The following is a 21,163-nucleotide window of genomic DNA, read 5'->3' as shown; positions in this document are numbered from 1 at the left end:
GCACTCCAACGGGAGCAAGCTCCCTCGCCACAACAGCCCCCTAGACACAGAAGCCTGTTCGCCACCGTTAGAACGGTGCCGGGCACTCGAATCGCAGGCGTTCGCCGCTTTGCGGATGAGTGAAGCTCAGCATGCTCGCGTGCAGGCACAGGCGTGGCCAGGCGGCCAGCGCTTGCGGATGGGCATAGAGCCCGTCACCCAGCAGCGGGTGGCCGATGGAAAGCATGTGCACGCGCAACTGGTGAGAGCGGCCGGTGATGGGGGTCAGCTCGACGCGGCACCAGTCGCCACAACGCTCCAGTACACGCCAGAAGGTCAGGGCGTGCTTGCCGAATTCGTGGTCCACCACATGACGTGGCTTGGTCGGCGGATCGTAGCGCAGAGGCAAGTCGATGCTGCCACTGTCCAGTTCCGGTTGTCCCCAGCACAGGGCGGTGTAGGCCTTTTCGGTTTCGCGGTCGTGAAATTGCCGAGACAGTTCGCGATGAGTGTCGGGGTCACGGGCCAGCAGAATGATGCCGGAGGTTTCCCAGTCCAGCCGATGGACAATTCGCGCTTCCGGGTAGCCGTTTTCTTGCAGGCGCGTAATCAGGCAGTCCTTGTTGTCATCGGCCCGGCCGGGGACGGAGAGCAACAGGGTCGGTTTGTCCACCACCAGTACGGCGGCGTCCTGATGGATGATGCGGATGTTGGACAACGGCATTAAAACAGCCTCGTAACAAACGCCAACGGCGACTCAGGTCCCCTCCAGTCATGGAAGGGACCTGAGCCGCCGTGGCTCCCGCCGGATCGACTCAGCGATCTGGCAGGGTGATATTGAGTTCCAGAATCGAGCAGCTGCCCTGGTTTTCCAGAGCGACATGCACGTCATCGGACCCGATATTGACGTACTTGCGGATCACTTCCACCAGTTCCTTCTGCAAGGCTGGCAAGTAGTCCGGCGTACTGCGTTGGCCGCGTTCATGCGCCACGATGATCTGTAGACGCTCTTTCGCTACCGAGGCGGTACTGGGCTTTTTGTTGGCACGAAAGAAGTCAAAAAGGTTCATTACCTACCTCCAAAAAGTCGCTCGAAGAATCCCTTCTTCTCGACATCGAGGAAACGATGGTCCACGGTCTTGCCCAACAGACGATCGACCGCATCGCTGTACGCCTGGCCGGCGTCGCTCTGGTCGTCGAGAATCACCGGCACGCCCTGGTTGGAGGCCTTGAGGACGGCTTGCGATTCTGGAATCACGCCCAGCAGGGTCACCGCGAGGATTTCCTTGACGTCTTCGACGCCGAGCATTTCGCCGTTGACGACGCGAGTAGGGTTGTAGCGGGTCAGCAACAGGTGTTCCTTGATCGGGTCTTCGCCGTTTTCGGCGCGACGGGACTTGCTGGCCAACAGGCCCAGCATGCGGTCCGAGTCACGTACGGAGGAGACTTCCGGGTTGGTCACGACAATCGCCTCATCAGCGAAGTACATGGCCAGGTGGGCACCTTTCTCGATACCGGCCGGCGAGTCGCAGACCACGAATTCGAAGTCTTCTTTCAACTGCATCAGGACTTTTTCTACGCCTTCCTGGGTCAGCGCGTCTTTATCGCGGGTCTGACTGGCGGCCAGCACGTAGAGGTTTTCCAGGCGCTTGTCTTTGATCAGGGCCTGTTGCAGGTTGGCTTCGCCGTTCACCACGTTGACGAAGTCATACACCACGCGGCGCTCGCAACCCATGATCAGGTCGAGGTTACGCAAACCGACGTCGAAATCGACGATAACTGTTTTGTGACCACGCAGAGCGAGGCCGGTACCGATAGCGGCGCTGGTGGTGGTCTTACCCACACCACCCTTGCCGGATGTAACCACGAGAATCTTGGCCAAGGTGTTTTACCCCTAAGGAAAAAGGACGTTTAGCCCCTGAAAAACATCTCTTGAAAAACTACTGCAGTCGGACAGCCTTGGCTGGAATCCGGTTCTGAGCGGTATTTACCCCCGGTAAACACTGCTTTTAGCCTTTTTCCTACTTCGTTTGAGCCGTTTTCGCTACGTTTTAGAGATGCTTGGAAAATGCGGCAGTATCCGTTAAAGCCGAATGATGTTCAACACGTCACCCGACAGGCTGACTTGTACGCCTGCGCCCCACAATGGATCGCGACGCAGGTCCTCGGAAACCTTGTAGTGACCGGCGATGGAGACCAGTTCAGCGGTCATTTGCTGACAGAAAATCCTGGCTTTCGTGTCGCCTTTGACGCCGGCCAACACACGACCGCGCATCGCGCCGTATACATGGATGTTCCCGTCGGCGAGAAGTTCCGCCCCCGGGCTGACCGACGAAATCACCACCAGATCGCTGCCCTGGGCATAAATCTGCTGGCCACCACGTACGGGCGACGTGATGATTTTCGTTGGTTTGATGGTCGGCTCCGGCGGTTTTTCCGGTTTTTTCGCTACGACGCCTTCGAGCGGGTCGAGCGGGCGTTCCCGCGCGCCAGACGGCGGCAGCACTGGCAGATCGACCGCAATGGCCGCTGCGATGTCTTCGATGCGGCTGGCACGGATCGCCAGGGTGCGCAGGCCATGCTGGCGGCAGATGCGCATCAATCCCGGCAGGTCGACCGAGCCTTCGCTGGCCGGGAGTTTGTCCAGGGCCAGTACCAGCGGCGCATTACTAAAGAAGTTGGGCGCCTGGGCGACCTTGGCGGCCAGTTGCCGATCAAGGTTCTCGAGGTCGTTACGGGCCAGTTCCAGCACCGTAATGGCAAGCATGCTGCCCTTCAACTGGAACACGGGATCTTGGTCTAGCGGTTCGGTTTGGCTCATGGTCGGCATACAACGGCTTGTCACTAAAAGTGCCGAGACTTATAACGAGAACGCCCGCAGGCCGCAAGCCGGGTCGAACGATGTAGAATGCGCGGCCATTAACTTTCCGGAACCTTTAATGGAACGCCCGCGATTTCGAACAGCATTTCTTTCTCCGCGTTTCTGGCCGCTGTGGTGTGGCCTGGGGCTGTTGTGGCTGATTGTGCAGTTGCCGTATCCGGCGTTACTGGCGATCGGTCGCGCCCTGGGTGCATTGATGTACCGGGTGGCCGGCGACCGACGGCGCATTGCCAAGCGCAATCTTGAGCTGTGTTTCCCTGAAAAATCCGCTGCCGAGCGCAAACGCCTGCTCAAGCAAAACTTCGCGTCCACCGGCATCGCCTTCTTCGAGATGGCCATGAGCTGGTGGTGGTCGCGCAAGCGTCTGGCGAAACTGGCCCATGTCGAAGGCCTGGAGCATTTGAAACAGGCCCAGGCGGACGGCAAGGGCGTGATTCTGATGGCCGTGCATTTCACCACGCTGGAGATCGGCGCGGCGTTGCTCGGTCAACAGCACACCATCGATGGCATGTACCGCGAACACAAGAATCCGCTGTTCGACTTCATCCAGCGCCGTGGCCGCGAGCGACACAACCTCGACTCGCTGGCGGTAGAGCGCGACGACGTGCGCGGCATGCTCAAACTGCTACGGGCAGGGAGAGCGATCTGGTACGCACCGGATCAGGACTACGGCGCCAAGCAAAGTATCTTCGTGCCGCTGTTCGGGATTCAGGCGGCGACTGTCACCGCCACCAGCAAATTCGCAAGGCTGGGCAAGGCGCTGGTGGTGCCGTTCACCCAGGAGCGCCTGGCTGACGGCAGCGGTTACCGACTGGTGATTCATGCCCCACTCGAAGGCTTTCCCGGCGAGACGGAAGAGGCCGATTGCATTCGGATCAACCAATGGGTGGAAGGTGCGTTGCGCGAATGTCCGGAGCAATACCTTTGGGCGCATCGCCGCTTCAAGAGCCGCCCACCGGGTGAGCCGAAGCTGTACGCCAAACGCGGTTGAGTCACCGATCCCTTTAAGCACCATGGAGTGTTGCGATGAGTCCTGCTGAACCGGTTACAGGGTTGATTCTTTCCGGAGGTGGGGCTCGCGCGGCCTATCAAGTAGGCGTGCTGGCGGCGATTGCCGAGCTGCTGCCGATGGGGGCGGCGAACCCGTTTCCGGTGATCGTCGGCACCTCGGCCGGTGCGATCAATGCGGTCAGCCTGGCCAGTGGGGCGATGGATTTTCGTGGCGCGATTGAGCGTCTGACGGCCTTCTGGCAAGGTTTTCGCAGCCATCTGGTGTTGCGTAGCGACTGGCCGGGGGTGATCCATCAGGCCACCCGTTTTATCAGTCACAACCTGATGGGCATTGGCTCGCCGGTGCCGGTGGCCCTGCTCAACAGTTCGCCGCTACGCCGTTTGCTCAATCACAAACTGCACATGCCCGGGATTGCCGAAGCGATTGCGCAAAAGCAATTGCAGGCCGTAGCGGTTACGGCGTTCGGCTATGAGTCCGGTCAGGCGGTCACGTTTTATCAGGGCGGCGGCACCATCGAATCCTGGTTGCGCCATCGGCGGATCGGCGTACCGACCCAGCTGAGCGTCGACCATCTGCTGGCCAGTTCCGCAATTCCATTGTTGTTCGCGCCGGTAAAAATCGGCGAAGAATATTTTGGCGATGGCGCGGTGCGTCAGTCAGCGCCGATCAGCCCGGCGTTGCACCTGGGCGCCAGTCGCGTGCTGGTGGTGGGCGTCAGTGGCAACCCGCGCGGGTTCGATCCGCAACAACCGCTACAACGTGCCTACACCGGTCAGCAGCCGACCCTGGCGCAAATCGGCGGGCACATGCTCAACAGTACGTTCATTGACAGCCTGGAAAGTGACATCGAGTTGTTGCAGCGTCTGAACCAGTTCAGCCATCTGCTGCCCGACGGCGCGTCGAGTCGTGCATTGGGGGCGGCGCCGGTGGAGGTGTTGGTGATTTCGCCGAGTCAGCCGATCGATGAAATTGCGGCGCGGCATCGCCAGGAATTGCCGGCGGCCTTACGCCTGTTTTTACGCGGGCCGGGGGCGACCAAGACCAGTGGGGCGGGGGTGCTGAGTTATCTGCTGTTCGAGGCGGGGTATTGCAGCGAATTGATTGACCTGGGACGGCGCGATGCGTTGGCCAAGCGCGATGAATTGTGTCGGTTTCTGGGGTTGCCATAAAGTAAAAGATCGCAGCCTGCGGCAGCTCCTACCCCGGATGCGCACGTCCGTAGGCGCTGGCGAAGCCTGCGATCTTTTGACTTTAAATCAGAAGTGGAACTTCACCAGGAAGCTCGTGTTGCTCTGATCGGTCTTGAAGTACTGGCTGTCCTTGATCCCGTACTTGTCCGACCAATAGTCGTACTCGACACCCACATACAACTGCTTCTCGCCAATGTTCAACGCTTTACCCAAGTCATATTTGATTTGTGGGTTGAAGTGCAGGTTGGCGTGGTAGGTGCCTTTGCTGTTCTGGTCGTTGTCGACCACCCAGTCCATGAAACCATCGATCAGGATGTTCGAATCGCCCACGGGAATGGTGTAGGACCAGACCGGGGTGATCTGCCAGACGTTGTCACCAGGGCGGCTGCCTTCGGTGTGACGCTGGTAGAAGTTCAGCTGGAAGTAGTCGAACCCGGGAATCGCCAGGTCGAAGCCCGGACCGATCAGGTAGGACTCGGTATCGCCTTCACCAAACTCGTACGTCATCGCCAGCAGTACGTCCTTGACCGGGCCGAACTCCAGTTTCTGGTCGAAGATCTTGCCAAACGACAAGCGTGGGCTGATTTCGCCGTAGTAGGTGTTCGAACCGACGCCGGGGTCGTCCTTGCCGTTGTAGAAAATCTTGTCGACGAACACGAAGTTGTCGCCGTATTTCCAGGCATCGGCGTGCTCGAAAGTGACGGTTTGCTGAATGCGCGGGTTGACCTGGAAGTCCTTGCCATAGAGGTAGGTCAGGCTGTTGTTCTGCCATTGCAGCAAGTCGCCGGCCATGGCCTGGCCCCCGGCCAGCAAGGATCCCGCGAGCATCAGGCTGGTGCACGTACGTTTCATTCGGTTGCTCCCAAAAAGTAGGTGGTTCCACGTTATTTTTCTAAGGTCAGCGCTCTGGTGTGGCGCCTTTTCTTGCTGCTGTAAAAAATCATCCATGCGGTCAGCTTTGGTGCTGTTAGCAAGAGCTGAGCCAAGGCTTTCAAAAAGCCAAAAAACGCCCGTTCGGCTGTTCGAAAACAGTCGATCGAGCGTCATTTTTGAGTGCCTTGGTACTGCCCAGAGCCGGGATAAGTTGGCTTTCTGGTCAGGAATTAAATCCGGGCTTTTTTTTAGATCGGATTCGGGCGGCCGCGGAGAATACTGACTCCTTGGCCAGGTCTCAAGTGCCCCGCAACAGAGCACCGGCGACAGGTATGGGGCACAGTTATGGGCGGTCAGCCCAGCGTCGCTGAACGACAGGTTTGTCGGGGTACGAATCATCTGTTGCTCCCTCTTGTTTTTATTGTTTGAGGCGCAGGCAGCCGCCCTTGTGGGAGCTGGCTTGCTCCCACAAGGTTTTGTGCTTTTACTGGGTCAGTGCGGGTGGGCGTGGCAGTCGTTGACGGCTGCGCGTTCGTGACCGCCGAGAATGTTGAACAACAGGTTCAACGCCAGGGCGCTAAGCGTGGCCATGGCGATGCCGCTGTGGGTGATCGGGCTCATCCACATCGGCAGGTGCGCGAAAAACTCCGGACGCACCACCGGGATCAGCCCCATGCCGATGCTCACCGCCACCAGCAACTGGTTGCGCCGGTCACCGATGTCGGCTTCCTGAAGAATCTTGATCCCGGTGGCGGCAACCATACCGAACATCGCAATCGCCGCGCCGCCCAGTACCGCCGGAGGAATCGACGCCACCAGGAACGCGGCTTTCGGCAGCAGGCTCAGCACGATCAGCAAACCGCCGGCGACGATAGTCACCGACCGGCAGCGTACGCCAGTCATCTGCACCAGGCCGATGTTCTGGGCGAATGAGGAGTGGGTGAAAGTGTTGAAGAAACCGGCGAAAAACGAAGCGCCGGCATCGCACAGCAAGCCGCGACGCAGCATCCGTGGCGTGACGTCCTGGCCGGTGATTTTGCCCAGCGCCAGGAACATCCCGGTGGACTCGACGAAGATGATCACCACCACCAGGCACATGGACAGAATCGGTGCGAGTTCGAATTTCGGCATGCCGAAATGCAACGGGGTGACGATCTGCAGCCACGGCGCCTGGTCCATGCCGCTGAGGTCGACCATGCCGATCACGCCGCAAATTGCGTAACCCAGGCACATGCCGATCAGCACCGAGATGTTGACCCAGAATCCGCGCATGAAGCGATGGACCAACAGAATGGTGGCCAGCACCAGTGCGGCAACGGCCAGATAAACAGGCGAACCGAATTGAGCCGCGCCAGCACCGCCACCGGCCCAGTTCACGGCCACGGGGAACAGCGACAAACCGATCGAGGTGATGACGGTGCCGGTCACCAGCGGCGGGAAGAAGCGCACGACTTTGGACATGAAGGGGGCGATGAGCATGCCGAAGAAACCGGCGGCGATGGTCGCACCGAAAATCCCTTGCAGGCCGATGCCGGGCATCCCGGCCATGGCCACCATGCTGCCGACCGCGGCGAAACTGGCGCCCATCATCACCGGCATGCGAATGCCCATCGGGCCGATGCCCAGCGACTGGACGATGGTGGCGATGCCGGCCACCAGCAGGTCGGCGTTGATCAGGAAGGCGATTTCTTCACGGCTCAGGCCCGCGGCCTGCCCGATGATCAGCGGCACTGCAATGGCGCCGCCGTACATCAGCAGAACGTGTTGCAGACCAACCAGGATCAGTTGCACAAGGGGTAAACGTTGAATGGCGGGTGCGTCGGGGATGCGCGCTTCGGATAGCTCGGACATGCAACACCTCGGATCTTTTTTATTCTTGTGATTTTTGTATCAGGGTGACCTGTGGCGAGGGAGCAAGCTCCCTCGCCACAAAAGCCCGTTTGTCACAGGCTTTTGTATTGCTTATTTGGTTTGGGCTCCCTGAACAATCCACGCGCCGATCAGATCACGTTCCTGCTGGGTCATCTGGGTGATGTTGCCCAGTGGCATGATCTGGCTGGTGACGGCTTGAGCCTGGATGCGAGCGGCGTTTTGGTGGATCTGTTCTGGCGTGTCGAACATCACGCCGGCCGGTGCGGCACTGAACAGCGGGCTGGTGGGTTTGGCCGAGTGACAGACCGCGCAACGTTCCTGAATGACGCTGTGAACCTTGTCGAACGTCGGGCCCTGATTCGAGGCTTGGGCCGGTGCGGCGGCAGGCGCATCCGGTTTCGCCGCTTCAGGTTTGGCACCACCACCCAGGGCGGTTTCCGGCAGCGGCTGGTACTCGATGGTCCCTGGTGCCTTGGCTACTTCAGGCGCGCTGGACATCGGCGCCGGACCGGTCACGTACGCCAGGCAAATCATGCCGACCGCCGCAACCGGCAGGGTCCAGGCGAACTTGTGGCTGTCGTGACGGGTGTTGAAGTAGTGACGCACCAACACCGCCAGCACCGCAATCCCGGCCAGGATCAGCCAGTTGTACTGGCTGCCGTAGGTGCTCGGGAAGTGGTTGCTGATCATGATGAACAGCACCGGCAAGGTGAAGTAGTTGTTGTGTCGCGAACGCAGCAAACCTTTGGCCGGCAGCGCCGGATCGGGTGTGCGGTTCTCGGCGATCGCCGCCACCAGGGCGCGCTGGGCCGGCATGATGATGCGGAACACGTTGCCGACCATGATGGTGCCGATGATCGCGCCGACGTGCAGGTACGCACCACGACCGCTGAACACTTTGCTGAAGCCGTAGGCGGCGCCGATGATCAGTACGAACAGAATAAAACCGAGCAGGGCAGGGCGCTTGCCCAGGGCCGAGTCGCAGAGGAAGGAGTAGATGAACCAGCCGATGAACAACGAGCCGAGGCCGATGGCCACGCCTTCTGGGCCGCTCAGGGTGCTGCCCGGAGCCAGCAGGTAAAGCGTCGGGTTGGAGTAGAACACCACGCACAGCAGCGCGATCCCCGACAGCCAGGTGAAATAGGCTTCCCATTTGAACCAGTGCAGGTTGTCCGGCATGGTCGGTGGAGCCAGTTTGTATTTTTCCAGGTGGTAGATACCGCCGCCATGGATCGCCCACAAATCGCCCGCCAGCCCGTTTTTCGGGTTGACCCGATTGAGGTTGTTTTCCAGCCAGACGAAATAGAACGACGCGCCGATCCAGGCCACGCCAGTGATCATGTGAACCCAGCGCACGCTCAGGTTCAGCCATTCCAACAGATGTGCTTCCACAGTCTTTACCTCTCGCCCGTCACTCTGTTGTCGAGTGATCGGACGCTTCTCTTATTGGTGGGGGGCGAGGATCAAACACTCATCCTCTTGGAAAAAATGCTCATCGCAGTTATTGCCTGTGCCACTGCGATCAACCACCAGGAAGTCATCCCGCTTTTCGATCGTCAGCACCGGGTGGTGCCAGACGCCGCGATGGTAATTAATGCCCTGCCTGCCGTTGGTGACGAAGGCGCGGACCAAGCCTGATACAGGTGCATCGCCAAGTGGCGCGACCACGATCAGAAAGGGGTTGCCGAGCAGCGGAATGAACGCCTGACTGCCCAGCGGATGGCGCTCCAGCATGCGGACGGTCAGCGGCATGTCCTGCGCGTCGGCGCGGAAGATGCTGATGATCGCCTTGTCCTCTGGCGTGGCGGTTTCCACCGTCGCCAGTTTGTGAAAGCGCATGGTCGAACCGTTGTTGATCATGAAGTGATCGCTGCCGTCGGTTTCGATCACGTCACCGAAAGGGGCGAAGGCTTCTTTGGTCAGCGGTTCAATCGTCAATGTGCGCATGCTGGTCTTCTTATCCAAATTCTGTGTTTGATCGTTCCCACGCTCTGCGTGGGAACGCTTCACCGGACGCTCCGCGTCCAATCTGTGACGCGGAGCGTCACGGGCTGCATTCCCACGCGGAGCGTGGGAACGATCATTACGGTGTTACTTCGCTACTTTGCCCAATACGCGCAGGCGGCTCACACCACCATCCGGGAACACGTTCAGGCGGATGTGGGTGATCGGGCCCAGCGCCTTGATCTGCTCGGCGAAGGTGTGTTCGGCGTGCATTTCCAGCTTCTGGCTTGGCAGTAGTTCGCGCCAGAACAGCGATTGGGTTTCGATCTGGCTGTCGGTGCCGCCCTTCACGAATGCGCCCTGGATCGAGCAGCTGTCCGGGTAGTTGCCCTTGAAGTGCAGGGTGTCGACGATGACTTTCTCGACTTCACCCGCATGGCCCAGCGCGACGATCACCCAGTCATTGCCCGGGGTACGACGACGTGCGGTTTCCCAGCCATCGCCCATGTTGATGCCGCGGCCCGGGTTGAGGATGTTGCTCATGCGGCCGAAGTGTTCGTCGGAGCAGGCGAGGGCGCGACCGCCGTTCAGGGCTGCAGCCAGGTCGACTTGTTCGTTGTCGCCAACAGCCGACCAGTCGCGGAACGGAATGCCGTACACGCGCAGACGGGCCACGCCACCATCCGGATAGATGTTGAAGCGCAGGTGGCTGAACGCCTGGTCGTTATTGATTTCGTGGTAGTGGTGGCTGTTGCCCTGCAGTTCGACGGCCGACAGCACTTCAGTCCACTGGGTGTTTTCGTCTGGCTCGCCCGAGGCCAGGAAGCAGGCTTCCAGGGAGGCCGATGGTGGGTAGTTGCCGGTGAAGAATGAAGTGTCGATGTCCACGCCTTTGATCGAACCCGGTACGCCCAGGCGGATCACCGCGCTGTCGTAGCCTTCAAAGCGCTTGCGGCGCGACTCCCAGCCGTCCATCCACTTGCCGTTGTCATCGAACACGCCCTCTTTCCACACGGCCGGGGTCGGCTGGAACAGACGGTTGGCGTCTGCAAACCAGTCATCGGTGACCGAGATGATTTTGGTGCCCAGACGGGCGTCGGCCAGGTTGACGAACTTCTCGAAAGGTACGGCGTAAGCTTTCATTCTTCTTGTCTGCCTTTAAATAAGTTGGCTTGGGATGCTTGCAGGGCCCGAAGCGTTTTTTGCGTTCGTCAACGTCGGGCCAGGCTTGCTATAGGGTCAGTAATCGGAACAACGCGATCTTGTTGATCTCCGCCAGCGCGCATTTGAATTCGGTGTCGACCGAGTTGTGAATGCGCGTTTCGAACGCCGCGAGGATCTGATGCCGGTTGCTGCCTTTTACCGCCATGATGAAGGGAAACTTGAACTTGGCCTTGTAGGCGTCGTTCAGCTCGGTGAAGCGAGAAAACTCTTCGGCCGTGCATTGGTGAATACCCGCGCCAGACTGTTCTTCAGTGCTGGCTGCGGTAAGCTGGCCCTGGACGGCAGCTTTGCCGGCCAGGTCCGGGTGCGCGTTGATCAGGGCCAGTTGGCTGGCGTGATCGGCGCTCAACAAAATGTCGCTCATGCGCTGGTGCAGGGTTTCGATCTGGTCGAACGAAGCGTCCTGACCCAGGTCGAAGGCTTTTTCAGCCACCCAAGGCGAGTGTTCGTAGATGTCGGCAAAGGCTTCGACAAACGCGTCGCGGCTCAGGGTCGATGGCTTCAGTGTCTGGAAGTGGCTCATTTGGCAGCCCCTTGATACGGGTGGGTTTGCTGCCAGTGGCGAGCGATGTCGACGCGGCGGCTGAACCACACCTGTTCATGACTTTTAGCGTATTCGATAAAGCGTTTGAGCGAGGCCAGACGCGCTGGACGGCCGATCAGCCGGCAGTGCAGGCCGATCGACAACATCTTCGGTGCCTCGGCGCCTTCGGCATACAGCACGTCGAAGGCGTCTTTCAGGTATTCGAAAAAGTCGTCGCCCTTGTTGAAGCCCTGAACCTGGGTGAAGCGCATGTCGTTGGTGTCCAGGGTGTACGGGATCACTAAATGCGGCTTGCCGGTCGGGTTGTTCGGTTCCCAGTAGGGCAGGTCGTCGTCGTAGGTGTCGCAGTCGTAGAGGAAACCGCCTTCTTCCATCACCAGCCGACGGGTGTTCGGGCCGGTGCGACCGGTGTACCAGCCCAGCGGGCGCTCGCCAGTGATTTCGGTGAGGATGCGGATTGCTTCGAGCATGTGCTCGCGTTCCTGCGCTTCGTCCATGTACTGGTAGTCGATCCAGCGATAGCCGTGGCTGCAGATCTCGTGGCCGGCCTCGACCATCGCGCGGATCACGTCCGGGTGACGCTGGGCGGCCATGGCCACGGCGAAGATGGTCAGCGGGATATCGAATTCCTTGAACAGTTTCAGAATCCGCCAGACGCCGGCACGGCTGCCATACTCGTATAGGGATTCCATGCTCATGTTGCGCTCACCCTGCAGCGGCTGCGCCGAGACCATTTCCGAGAGGAATGCTTCGGACTCTTTATCGCCGTGAAGGATATTGCGCTCGCCACCTTCCTCGTAGTTGAGCACGAAGGACAGGGCGATGCGGGCATTGCCCGGCCAGTGTGGGTGAGGAGGGTTACTGCCGTAACCGATCAGGTCGCGTGGGTAGTCAGCGCTCACTGCAGTCTTCCTTCTTGTTCGTGTCGACTTGGTCAAAGTCAGGGTGTGTGTGGCGGCCTGGCGATGAGAGGGCAGGCTGGCGTCACAGCGATGGAGTGATTGTATACAACTTTATATTCACTTTGTAAGCCTGATTTTTTGCATTTTTCACTGACTGCTCTCATTGGAGGCTACTGCAAGAAACCTGCCTGACTGGTCAGCTAATGGATAGAAGGTCCACTGATCTTATGGTTTGGCGAAAGATTCGCCTGCAAACACTGAATGACGTTGGTGGCGGTAAAAATGTCGTTTTTATTGTGTACAATTTTTTTGAAAAATGTCTTAATCAGTCGCTCGCCGCAACTTTTCGTGCTCCGAAACGGTGCGGTCTCCTTTTCAACTGACTTCGGGAGGCGCGAGGTCTGACTGCTCCACGCAGGCAGGCGCGCAGAATCAATGGGACGTTTGACTACACACGTTTTGGACGCTGCACACGGTTGCCCTGGCAGTTCGATCAAGGTCGAGCTGTACCGCGTCGAAGGCTCGCAGCTGGAACTGGTCGCCACGGCGCTCACCAACAGCGACGGCCGGGTCGATGCGCCGCTGCTGCAAGGCGATGACTACCGTACCGGGGTCTATCAGCTGCAATTTCATGCGGGCGATTACTACCGCGCCCGTGGCGTTCAGTTGCCTGAGCCTGCGTTCCTCGACGTGGTGGTGCTGCGGTTCGGCATCTCTGCGGAACAGGATCACTACCACGTGCCATTGCTGATTTCGCCGTATAGCTATTCGACCTATAGAGGAAGCTAGGACTTTCCCCCCAAGCCCATTCTTCTCAAAAAAGCTGCGCATATAGCTTCTTTGGTCTTTTGCCCGCTCACACTGCGGGCTTTTTTTTGCTTCTTGTTTGAGCAAATGCGTGGGGTGCACCTCGCGAGCGGGCTGCGAGGTGCACACGCTTCTCTATCAACGTTCCTTGATGATGAACACAGTAGGACTTCCACCGGGCAGGTGCTGGACGCCGCCTATCAGCCATACCACATCAGCACGCGCATCAGCAGCAAGTAGCAACTGATGGGCTTCGGCGCCAATTCGCGCTCTCAGCAGAGGGTCTGCAAGCTCTGGCGCGTGCGGCTGCTTGATCTCAATCGCGTCAGTCTCCACACGCCCCAGTTTCAGGAAATAGACCTTGTTGTGATTGGGTCGCTTAAAGACCAGCGTGGGAGGGGGGGCCTTAAGGTTGTCCACGTTTACAGGAAAGTAGACCTTGTAATTGCTGTGGCCCAGTATCGAGGCGAGCAATAACGGAAGTCGGCCCGGTTCATTCGGCCCCTCTGTGTAAAACGGCCAGGCCGGAGCGCTCTCAGGTTTGAAGTTCAACTGCTGTAAGCGCACCAGGGAATCCGGAGCGTGTAAAGGGACTATCCTTCGGGGGCCCTCACTGCCGGAAGCGACGGGCAATATATCCAACGGATCGCCGAGTCCAGGCACGCCGATGGTCGATTTGCCCTCCCAGTGGCGAAAGGTTTGCGTCATAGAGGCCAACCCGCCGCCGTTGATGTCCTCCGACCCACTGGAAAGCTCGAATAATCGCTTGGCAACGGCGCGCGCCGTGGGCTCGGTGAAACCTTGGTATGCATCTGCGACATGGCGTGTGAGCGTTTTCTCGAAGAGACGAACAGCGCCGTCAACTGTCCGGGTATTGGTGCCGGCACGGTGGCTAGTGGCTACAGGCTGCAACGAAGGTGCTTCGTGCAACATGCGTTCGAATACCTCAAAGCGGGAGGGCGCAAATTCCGGGTGTTGAAGGAAAACGATGGGCAGTCGATCGGCCAGCGGCCCCTTTGGAACAATGTGGTAATGCAGCTGACCAATCTGTACGGATTCTACCGAATCAGGTTTGGTTATTTTTCCCCAGGATGCCCACAAATAGGGGTTTCTGTTCAAGGTCGCAGGATTATGGTGGGTACCTGCTACCGCGTCGGACGCATCGACATTGTCATCCAGTCGAGGACGTTTGCTTGGGCCGGGGCCGGAGTCTTCGGCTTCGGGTAACGGCTGATGGCCGCTCATTTGAGCGCTATCGCCCGAGTCTCTCGTTCTGGGTGCTTTACGTTGCCAAAGCGTCATCCCTTCAATGCTTTCGAGAACCGGGCCCGAAGGGCTCAATTCGCTCGCTGAGGACGTCTGATAGTCCCCATCTGCATTTTTACGGACCATGACGGTGCCTTCTTCCGCAAGGTCGACATAGGTTCTCTTGAGCTTGTCGTAGCGGATCCCGTTGGCATCCGGTTTTGTCAGCTTGTCGGCTAAATGCCGGGGAATGATCTCCAGCGTTTCCAGCCTGGTTGGCGCACTTACCGTCGGCACCAGGCCCTCCCGGACTATTCTCCACTGTGGCTGGCCAGGAATTTTCCTGAGGATCGGCCCGGGTTGGTCAGGAGCAAAAGGGAAGGGGACCTGATAATCGCCTTTCGCGTTTGCTCTGATCAGAAAAATGCCTTCTCCAATATCAGCGTAAAGCTGTTGCCTGTGACTCATGAAAAGCCCGGTTTCGTCAATCTTGAATAATTGATCGACCTGGTTTCGAGGCCAGAAAATCATATTGGCAGCGAAATCGGCGGCGCTGGTAGCGTTAGCCGGCATGTCGGTTACGACTACAGGCTGACGAGGGGCGATAGGTGGTGACGTACTTGATACGTCCGTGTCGGAAACAGGCGCTCCGTCTCCAAGTGGTCTGCCGACTGTTGCAGCGTGATCGCCCCGTACCCGATTATCTCCTGACGAAGGCCTTGGAGGTGTCGCCGGATGGGCGTTTGACGTTCTTTTTGGCGGTTTGGCCATGGGTAATGTTCCTGAATCGAATTATTTATTTATAAATTTAAGGCGAGGCCGGTAGGTGAAAATGACTGGAATCAACGCTCTCTGATAATAAAAACGGATTGCCATCCCGATGGGGCTGTTTGAACCCCGCCTAATAGCCATACAACGTTGTTCTGCTGGTTGGCAGTCACGAGCGCTTGTAATGCGGTATTGCCCACTTGCGGAACTAAAGAAGGATCAGAAAGTTCCGGCGGTGGAGACGGGTTTGTTCTGATCGCATTTCGCTCTGCAATACCAAGTTTCAGAAAGTAAACCTTGTCGTGATCTGCACGTTTGAAGACCAGCTTGGGACTTCGGTGTTCATGCAGTAAGGGAAATACTTCGTACCCGCTGCGGATCAACGCCGTGCTGACTAAACGCTTGAGGTTGTGGTCAGTGCGATTCGCGACAAAACTGTCCCATTCCATCTGGAAATGTCCGGGGAGGAAGTCAAGCCTGCGCAACGGCTCGCCAAATGTCGGAGCCTCCATGGAAATAACTATTCCCTCGTGATCGATGCGCGATGCCACAGGCAGTAAATCAATTGGATTTTCGAGCCGGGCATCAAAGATGCCTGCCCGTTCCTTCCAGTGATTAAGGGTGAGTGTGGTGGTATACAAACCATCTCGAGCGATTACTTCGGAATCCCCCGAATATTCAAATAGCCTCTTTGCGACGGCGCGCGATGTGACCGGTGAAAAATCCGGGAATACATCCGCAACAGATTGCGTCATCGGTTTTTCAAACAGACGGCGGCTACTATTCACCAACCATTTTCCATCGAGGGTCATCGCTGCCGGTACAGGTTGTAACCATGGTTTGGTTTGCAACATCTGTTCAAATATGTCGAAGCGCGAGGGTGGGAATTCGGGGTGCTGAAGGTAGTTCGAGAATGTTTTGAGTTCTTTTCCATCGGGCACGGTTTGATAATGAAGTTCACCGATCTGAATGGATTGATTTGCAAGGGGTTTGTTTACCTTTCCCCATGACACCCACAGGTAGGGATTTTCATTTGCAGGGTGGGTTGGATAGAGAGAAATAATCTGCTCCGTCGATGCGCTTGCACCTGTTTGCTCTTCATTTTCCTCAAGGCGCTGACGCTTGCTCGGACCCGGTCCGGCCTCTTCGACAGCAGATGATTGCTGATGAGCCGGCAGTGGATTGTTGCTTTCCGTGACCGCAACGGTCTGTAGTTTTCGCCGCCAGAACTGAGTCAGTTCAATCCTCTCGAGTACGGGCCCGGAAGGTGCCCATTCCTGGCCGAAGGTCGCCTGATAATCGCCATTCGCGTTTCTGGCAACTTGAACACTGCCCTCGTCTAATAAATCGACATAACTTCGCAGGTTGTACCAGCGTATTCCGTGCTCATTGGCGGCTGGTAGTTTTCTAATCACGACCGGATTTTTAATGATATGGACAGGCGCAACGATGGCCGGGGCGGTCACGTTCGAAACACCTGCTCGCGGGTCTGGAGTCGACGGCAGAACCCGCCACAGTGGCCTGCCTTCGACCTTTCTCAAAACCGGACCTGGATGTTCAGGCGCAAAAGGGAAATGGACTCGATAATCGCCATTCACGTTGGGTTCCACTCTGCCAATGCCTGCTCTTTCAATGTCGGCATACAACGTGTTCTCCTTGCTCATGAAGAGCCCTGTGTCACCGATTCGAATCAGTTGATCAACCCGTTCACGGGGCCAGGACACCATGTTTTCGGATTGCACGAAGGGGCCGGAGGTGCGAACAGGCATGTTGGTTACAACGACGGGCTGTTGATCAGGCGTGCCTGGCAAGGCATTTGAGGCATGGATGTCCGTCGTTGACTCCCCTCCAGGCACCGCTACGGCAGGACGGCCGGAAGGGTTGACCCCGACCACGTCATCCCCTGGAATGGGTCTGGGAGGTGTCGACGAAGGGCCCGGCGTATTGGGGCTGGAAACTTTCTTGGGCGGTTTAGCCATGACAGTAGTTCCGATAAATAATCTGGTGAATATCTAAATCAGGAAGTGCACCTGAAGAAGACGAAAAAGTAGCAGGGTGAAAGTAGGGCGCGTGAGGGGGCACGGCCCTGAATTACGGTTTAGTTTTCGTTAAGTAGGATTTTGAAGTGCAATAAATATTTATAGGGTGAAAGTGTATTTGCTACAAAAGGCTTCTGCTTGATAGTGAGATTAAGGGGTGACTTCTTGATTATGTTTTACAAGGTTTTGCAGGCATCAAATAGAGTTCGCAGGTTGGCCGCGCTTACAGGAGGGGTAGAAGTGATGCCGGACTCCATTAGTGCATAGCAATGTTCCAGTTGGTGTGCGCACCGGTTCAGAGGCATAAGGTCGGCGTAATGCACCGTTCGGGATTTGTCGGTGTCAAGTATCCAGCGACGTTCCGACAAGTTGTAAGAAAGAACGCCGGCCGTGTTGTCTTTCATGGCGATATTTCGAACTGGGATGTCTTCTATTTCTAAATATGTCATTTCTGCCGCTATGGCTGCTTCGTTCAGAAGGTGGCCTTTAAAGTACCTGCCATCCAGCGAGTCAATGTACACCTCGTCAAAATCAAGATCGACTTTGTAAATAACCCCGTTTCGCGTGATGACGCGTATTTGATCAGTCAGGTCTTGAGGGTCGTTGTAAATAGGAAGCTGAATAACGGTGTGTCCAATCAGCAGATGATTATCCACCCGTTTGATCCTGGTGTAGGCGAGGCCCGTTGCGTCGAACTCCCAGGTAGACGCCGATCGTGATTTGATGGTGGCGTTCGCACGAGCACCTGGCGTTGAAATATTTAACGTTATTTCGGCGTTGAGGTGGATAAGGTAGGTCGAGCCGTCACCGACCAGGTTTTCGATAGCTGTTTGCTCGGGGTAAGAGATGAGTTTTACGCATTTCTCTTGGGTGCCTAGATGATGAGCGACATTATCGAGGGGGTGATGATAAATATGCTTTCCTTCTCTGGCCTTTAGTGGCAATGGCACCTCGTTGGTACATGCCATCGGGCCGCTTATCTCGAACTGATCGTTTGAAAATGTTGTATCGGGTAAGGCAGGTTGGTCGACCCGATAAGAAACGCCATCGTTCATGATCAGAATAAAATGTTGGTTCAACGTTTTGTCGGGGCGCGTTAGTCGGCTTGTGATTCTTTGTTCCCCGCTCCAGATAGAACTGGCCAGATTCTTGATAGTCAACAGATTGCTGTCAAAGTGAAAGGTCAGGCCGCATTCTTTATACATGATGCGGTCGAAATCTCGCTGGCGCACCAGATCGACGTTGTAGTAAGCCTCGACTCGAGTCAGCTCATGACTGGCGTAATCCATATAAAGGGTGGTCAGAGTACTTGTGCTTCGTTGTTTTACTCTAAGCGTCGTATGCTCATTGATTCGCGAAATGCAGTAGCTCGTGTCCTTGTCGTGTGCGATCGTGAATTCACGGTTATAGAGTATGATCGGGTTTTTTGTTATTCCCTGTTGGGTGATCACCGTTTCAATGTCAAAGGGGGCATCGGTCTCAATGCTTTCAGGGAGTTCAGGCATCAAATGAAACCCATCCTTGGTAATGAAGGTCAGTTTTCCATTCTGTAGTTGTCGTTGATTGTTGACGGTTTTGTAGACGTCTTTGATGTATACATCCCTTTCTCTGACGTCGTCGAGATCAAACCCTGAGGTGATGACCAGTGTCTGTCCCTCGATTTTCCAGCTTTTAATCAGATCCATTCTCCAATCAAGCGCAATGACACTTTCGTCCACGCCGTCTTCAGCGATATATATGCCGCCAGATTTGTGGGCGATGGCATAGTGATCCTTTCCGGGGCCGCCGGATGCCGAGCCATGATTGTTCAGAAGATGGATTTGGTCGTCCCCGGCGCCGGCCTCAATGGTATCGTGTCCCCGAGACTTGATAACATTCGGGCCGGCCGTCCCTATGACTTGGTTTTCCGCGCCGGCCAGGGTTTCTACGTTTTCGATGCCCTCTAGAAGCGTGTGTCGGTAATTCCAGCGGCTGTCGCTGGTCTGGTCGCGTGTAATGATAGACAGCCGTCCATCGTTTAAATCGATGAAGTATCCAAATCTTTGTCTGTTGCGCTCAGGGTAGCTACCGGTGACGACTAATGTGTCGTTGCCCAGACCACCTTTCAATGTAGTGGGTAGAGGGTCTTTTGGGCCGTTTTTGAGGAGCTCTGCGGCGCCCTCGAAGACGAATTCATCATCTTTTTCACCGCCGGTAAGGTGTTTGATACCTGCCCCGTAATAGAATCTGTTCGGCTTTTTTTCAATGCCAACAATTGTGTCGTTTCCACCACCAATGAACCATACCGCGCCTTTGTTCTCTCCGGGCGTTCCAAATTCGGCGCCGGGCATATCGGGAGTCACTCCGTTCCGGGCATCAAGGGTGTCGTTACTGTCAATAACACGAGGTTTTTGGACGGTTTTATACGTGTATTGTTGGGCATCCCAATCGAAGCTGGGTACTTGTGTCGGCTTTAGCTCTACCTCAAACTTGCCGTTTACAATGACCTCTGTGCTGTCCTTTAACTGACCTTCCAGTAGTTTTCTGGCGGTTGCCTGTAACAACTTTGAATGTTCAATGGTTGATTTGGCGATCGCATGGCGAGTTTGTATGTTTTCGTCGGGACTTATCCCCCAAAAGGCGAACCAGCCTGTACGCAGGCGTTCGTGGGTAGTGAGTTCGATGTAGTCGTCTATATCATCGACAACGCGTACCGCCGCATAGGCCTGGGAACCCGCGACTAAAATAAGCCCCGCTACCAGGCCCACCGGCCCGACAAAGGAGAAGCCAGCCAACGCCGCGGCGCCCAAGATCAATGTCATTGCTGCGCTGGTCACGCTCAAGCCTGCGGCGACATAGTGATCCATGGCTTCTTTACCTGTTGTCGCCGCTGCACTGTTAAAGGATTTAACGGCGGAGATAATGTCGAAGGGCAGTGTCAGGGCGCTAGCGATCAGACCCGCACCGCGCCCCAGTCGAACGCCGAAGCTGGTTTTGGCAAAATCCTTGTAGGCTTTTTGCCCCGCCTCGATCATGTATTTTGCTTGCTTCGTTACGGCAACTTCGACAGCTAACGAAGTGACTTCTGCTGAAATGCTTAAGCTGTTGAATACAACTTCGCCTTGATCTTTTCGTGCAATGGCGTCTTGAAGTCCGCGCAGACCGCTATAAATGCCGAAGGCTTGAAGCCCGGCCCCCATGCTGACCATGCTGCTACTCTTGATACGGTTCACCCAGGGAGGTGTATTTTTGGACAAGTGGGCGTGGCGTATATCAAGCTTCTGCGCCGATTTCAGAAGTTTGTCCAGTTTACGTCGGTACTGTTCAGGATCGGCAAGCGTGTCAGGAGTGTCGCTTAGCAGGGGGGGAGCTGTTAGTGGGCGCTGGGTCGCCATCTCAAAGAGTAATGAAGGTAGCGTGTAGTCGTCTCTTGTTCCGGTAGAGCGCATACGAGCTTCAATATACGAAGGGTCAAACTGTAAGGAATTGACAAAAGACCGCCTGGGGTGTCGGAAAAACGTATTTTTACCATCCAACCGCTGACCGTTTGATGTCGCTCCCAATGCATCCAGTGCGCGTCGGGTAATCGAATGGGAACCTATCTTGATAGGGCCGAAAAGCTCATCTATAACACTTAACTGACTTTTACTGGTGTTTGTATCTTGGGGGGCAGGGGTATTACTTTTCTGTTCGAAGTCGATAGTGGACGGTGAGCGTTCATTGGCGTGTAGGTCAATGTCTGTAATCTCGATGGCATTATATTGATCGGTGTCGGGTGATTGGAAAACGATTGCCATAAGAACTTCCTTGTCCAGGCGTATTGTGTGCGAAAGCGCAGCGCCATGTTAGAGGAGGCTCTGAAAGGGGGAGTATATATATTTATATTGCGTGTTGCTGTTTGTTG

General features: G+C 56.6%; 17 protein-coding genes. 3 read left to right on the top strand and 14 right to left on the bottom strand.

The window, feature by feature from the left end:
• Window positions 1-67 precede the first annotated feature (67 nt).
• The 4 genes from PMI21_RS05350 to minC form a co-directional block, all read right to left on the bottom strand.
• Entirely contained in the window at window positions 68-703 is a 636-nt protein-coding gene (locus tag PMI21_RS05350) for an RluA family pseudouridine synthase (protein ID WP_007940846.1), read from the bottom strand.
• Window positions 704-794: 91 nt separating this feature from the next.
• Window positions 795-1,049 carry a cell division topological specificity factor MinE gene (gene minE / locus PMI21_RS05355; RefSeq protein ID WP_007940845.1) on the bottom strand — a complete coding sequence of 85 codons (255 nt, stop codon included), beginning with the start codon at window positions 1,047-1,049 and terminating at the stop codon, window positions 795-797.
• Window positions 1,049-1,861 carry a septum site-determining protein MinD gene (gene minD / locus PMI21_RS05360; protein WP_007940844.1) on the bottom strand — a complete coding sequence of 271 codons (813 nt, stop codon included), beginning with the start codon at window positions 1,859-1,861 and terminating at the stop codon, window positions 1,049-1,051. The genes minE and minD overlap by 1 nt, the downstream gene beginning before the upstream one ends.
• Before the next feature lie 201 nt (window positions 1,862-2,062).
• Window positions 2,063-2,800, bottom strand: coding sequence for a septum site-determining protein MinC (gene minC, locus PMI21_RS05365; protein WP_026331736.1), 738 nt, complete (start codon window positions 2,798-2,800; stop codon window positions 2,063-2,065).
• Between the two features lie 118 nt (window positions 2,801-2,918).
• Between minC and PMI21_RS05370 the strand changes: the two genes are divergently transcribed.
• The gene (locus PMI21_RS05370) at window positions 2,919-3,851 is read left to right on the top strand and encodes a lipid A biosynthesis lauroyl acyltransferase (RefSeq protein WP_007940842.1); all 933 of its coding nucleotides are present in this window, start codon (window positions 2,919-2,921) and stop codon (window positions 3,849-3,851) included.
• 35 nt (window positions 3,852-3,886) lie between these two features.
• Window positions 3,887-5,041: a patatin-like phospholipase family protein gene (locus PMI21_RS05375; RefSeq protein WP_007940841.1), complete on the top strand. Its 1,155-nt coding sequence runs from the start codon at window positions 3,887-3,889 to the stop codon at window positions 5,039-5,041.
• Window positions 5,042-5,128: 87 nt separating this feature from the next.
• On the opposite strand, the gene PMI21_RS05380 is transcribed toward PMI21_RS05375, so the two are convergent.
• From PMI21_RS05380 to puuE, 7 genes are all read right to left on the bottom strand, one after another.
• Complete coding sequence (locus tag PMI21_RS05380) at window positions 5,129-5,914, bottom strand: outer membrane protein OmpK (protein ID WP_007940840.1); 786 nt, start codon at window positions 5,912-5,914, stop codon at window positions 5,129-5,131.
• Window positions 5,915-6,427: 513 nt separating this feature from the next.
• Window positions 6,428-7,786, bottom strand: a complete 1,359-nt coding sequence (locus PMI21_RS05385; protein ID WP_007940838.1) for a nucleobase:cation symporter-2 family protein — start codon at window positions 7,784-7,786, stop codon at window positions 6,428-6,430.
• Between the two features lie 111 nt (window positions 7,787-7,897).
• On the bottom strand, window positions 7,898-9,199 hold the full coding sequence (locus PMI21_RS05390; RefSeq protein ID WP_007940837.1) for a urate hydroxylase PuuD: 1,302 nt from the start codon (window positions 9,197-9,199) through the stop codon (window positions 7,898-7,900).
• 51 nt (window positions 9,200-9,250) lie between these two features.
• Window positions 9,251-9,754 (bottom strand): ureidoglycolate lyase, encoded by a 504-nt coding sequence (locus PMI21_RS05395; RefSeq protein ID WP_018925187.1) that lies wholly within the window; start codon window positions 9,752-9,754, stop codon window positions 9,251-9,253.
• Window positions 9,755-9,898: 144 nt separating this feature from the next.
• Window positions 9,899-10,894: an allantoicase gene (gene alc, locus PMI21_RS05400; protein WP_007940834.1), complete on the bottom strand. Its 996-nt coding sequence runs from the start codon at window positions 10,892-10,894 to the stop codon at window positions 9,899-9,901.
• A gap of 88 nt (window positions 10,895-10,982) precedes the next feature.
• Window positions 10,983-11,498: a 2-oxo-4-hydroxy-4-carboxy-5-ureidoimidazoline decarboxylase gene (gene uraD / locus PMI21_RS05405; RefSeq protein WP_007940833.1), complete on the bottom strand. Its 516-nt coding sequence runs from the start codon at window positions 11,496-11,498 to the stop codon at window positions 10,983-10,985.
• Window positions 11,495-12,421 carry an allantoinase PuuE gene (puuE, locus tag PMI21_RS05410; protein ID WP_007940832.1) on the bottom strand — a complete coding sequence of 309 codons (927 nt, stop codon included), beginning with the start codon at window positions 12,419-12,421 and terminating at the stop codon, window positions 11,495-11,497. The genes uraD and puuE overlap by 4 nt, the downstream gene beginning before the upstream one ends.
• 435 nt (window positions 12,422-12,856) lie before the next feature.
• Here puuE and uraH point away from each other — a divergent pair, with 435 nt between their 5' ends.
• The gene (uraH, locus tag PMI21_RS05415) at window positions 12,857-13,210 is read left to right on the top strand and encodes a hydroxyisourate hydrolase (protein ID WP_007940831.1); all 354 of its coding nucleotides are present in this window, start codon (window positions 12,857-12,859) and stop codon (window positions 13,208-13,210) included.
• Window positions 13,211-13,366: 156 nt separating this feature from the next.
• Here the strand turns inward: uraH and PMI21_RS05420 are convergent, their stop codons facing one another.
• The 3 genes from PMI21_RS05420 to PMI21_RS05430 form a co-directional block, all read right to left on the bottom strand.
• The gene (locus PMI21_RS05420; protein ID WP_238541238.1) at window positions 13,367-15,046 is read right to left on the bottom strand and encodes a hypothetical protein; all 1,680 of its coding nucleotides are present in this window, start codon (window positions 15,044-15,046) and stop codon (window positions 13,367-13,369) included.
• A 269-nt stretch (window positions 15,047-15,315) separates the two neighbouring features.
• Window positions 15,316-17,220 (bottom strand): hypothetical protein, encoded by a 1,905-nt coding sequence (locus PMI21_RS05425; RefSeq protein WP_007940828.1) that lies wholly within the window; start codon window positions 17,218-17,220, stop codon window positions 15,316-15,318.
• Window positions 17,221-17,456: 236 nt separating this feature from the next.
• Window positions 17,457-21,056: a calcium-binding protein gene (locus PMI21_RS05430; protein ID WP_007940827.1), complete on the bottom strand. Its 3,600-nt coding sequence runs from the start codon at window positions 21,054-21,056 to the stop codon at window positions 17,457-17,459.
• Between the last annotated feature and the right edge of the window lie 107 nt (window positions 21,057-21,163).

Source organism: Pseudomonas sp. GM18 (assembly GCF_000282195.1).
Taxonomy (GTDB): Bacteria; Pseudomonadota; Gammaproteobacteria; order Pseudomonadales; family Pseudomonadaceae; genus Aquipseudomonas.
Note: the sequence above shows the minus strand (reverse complement) of the source record. Positions and strands in the feature narration are given on the sequence as shown.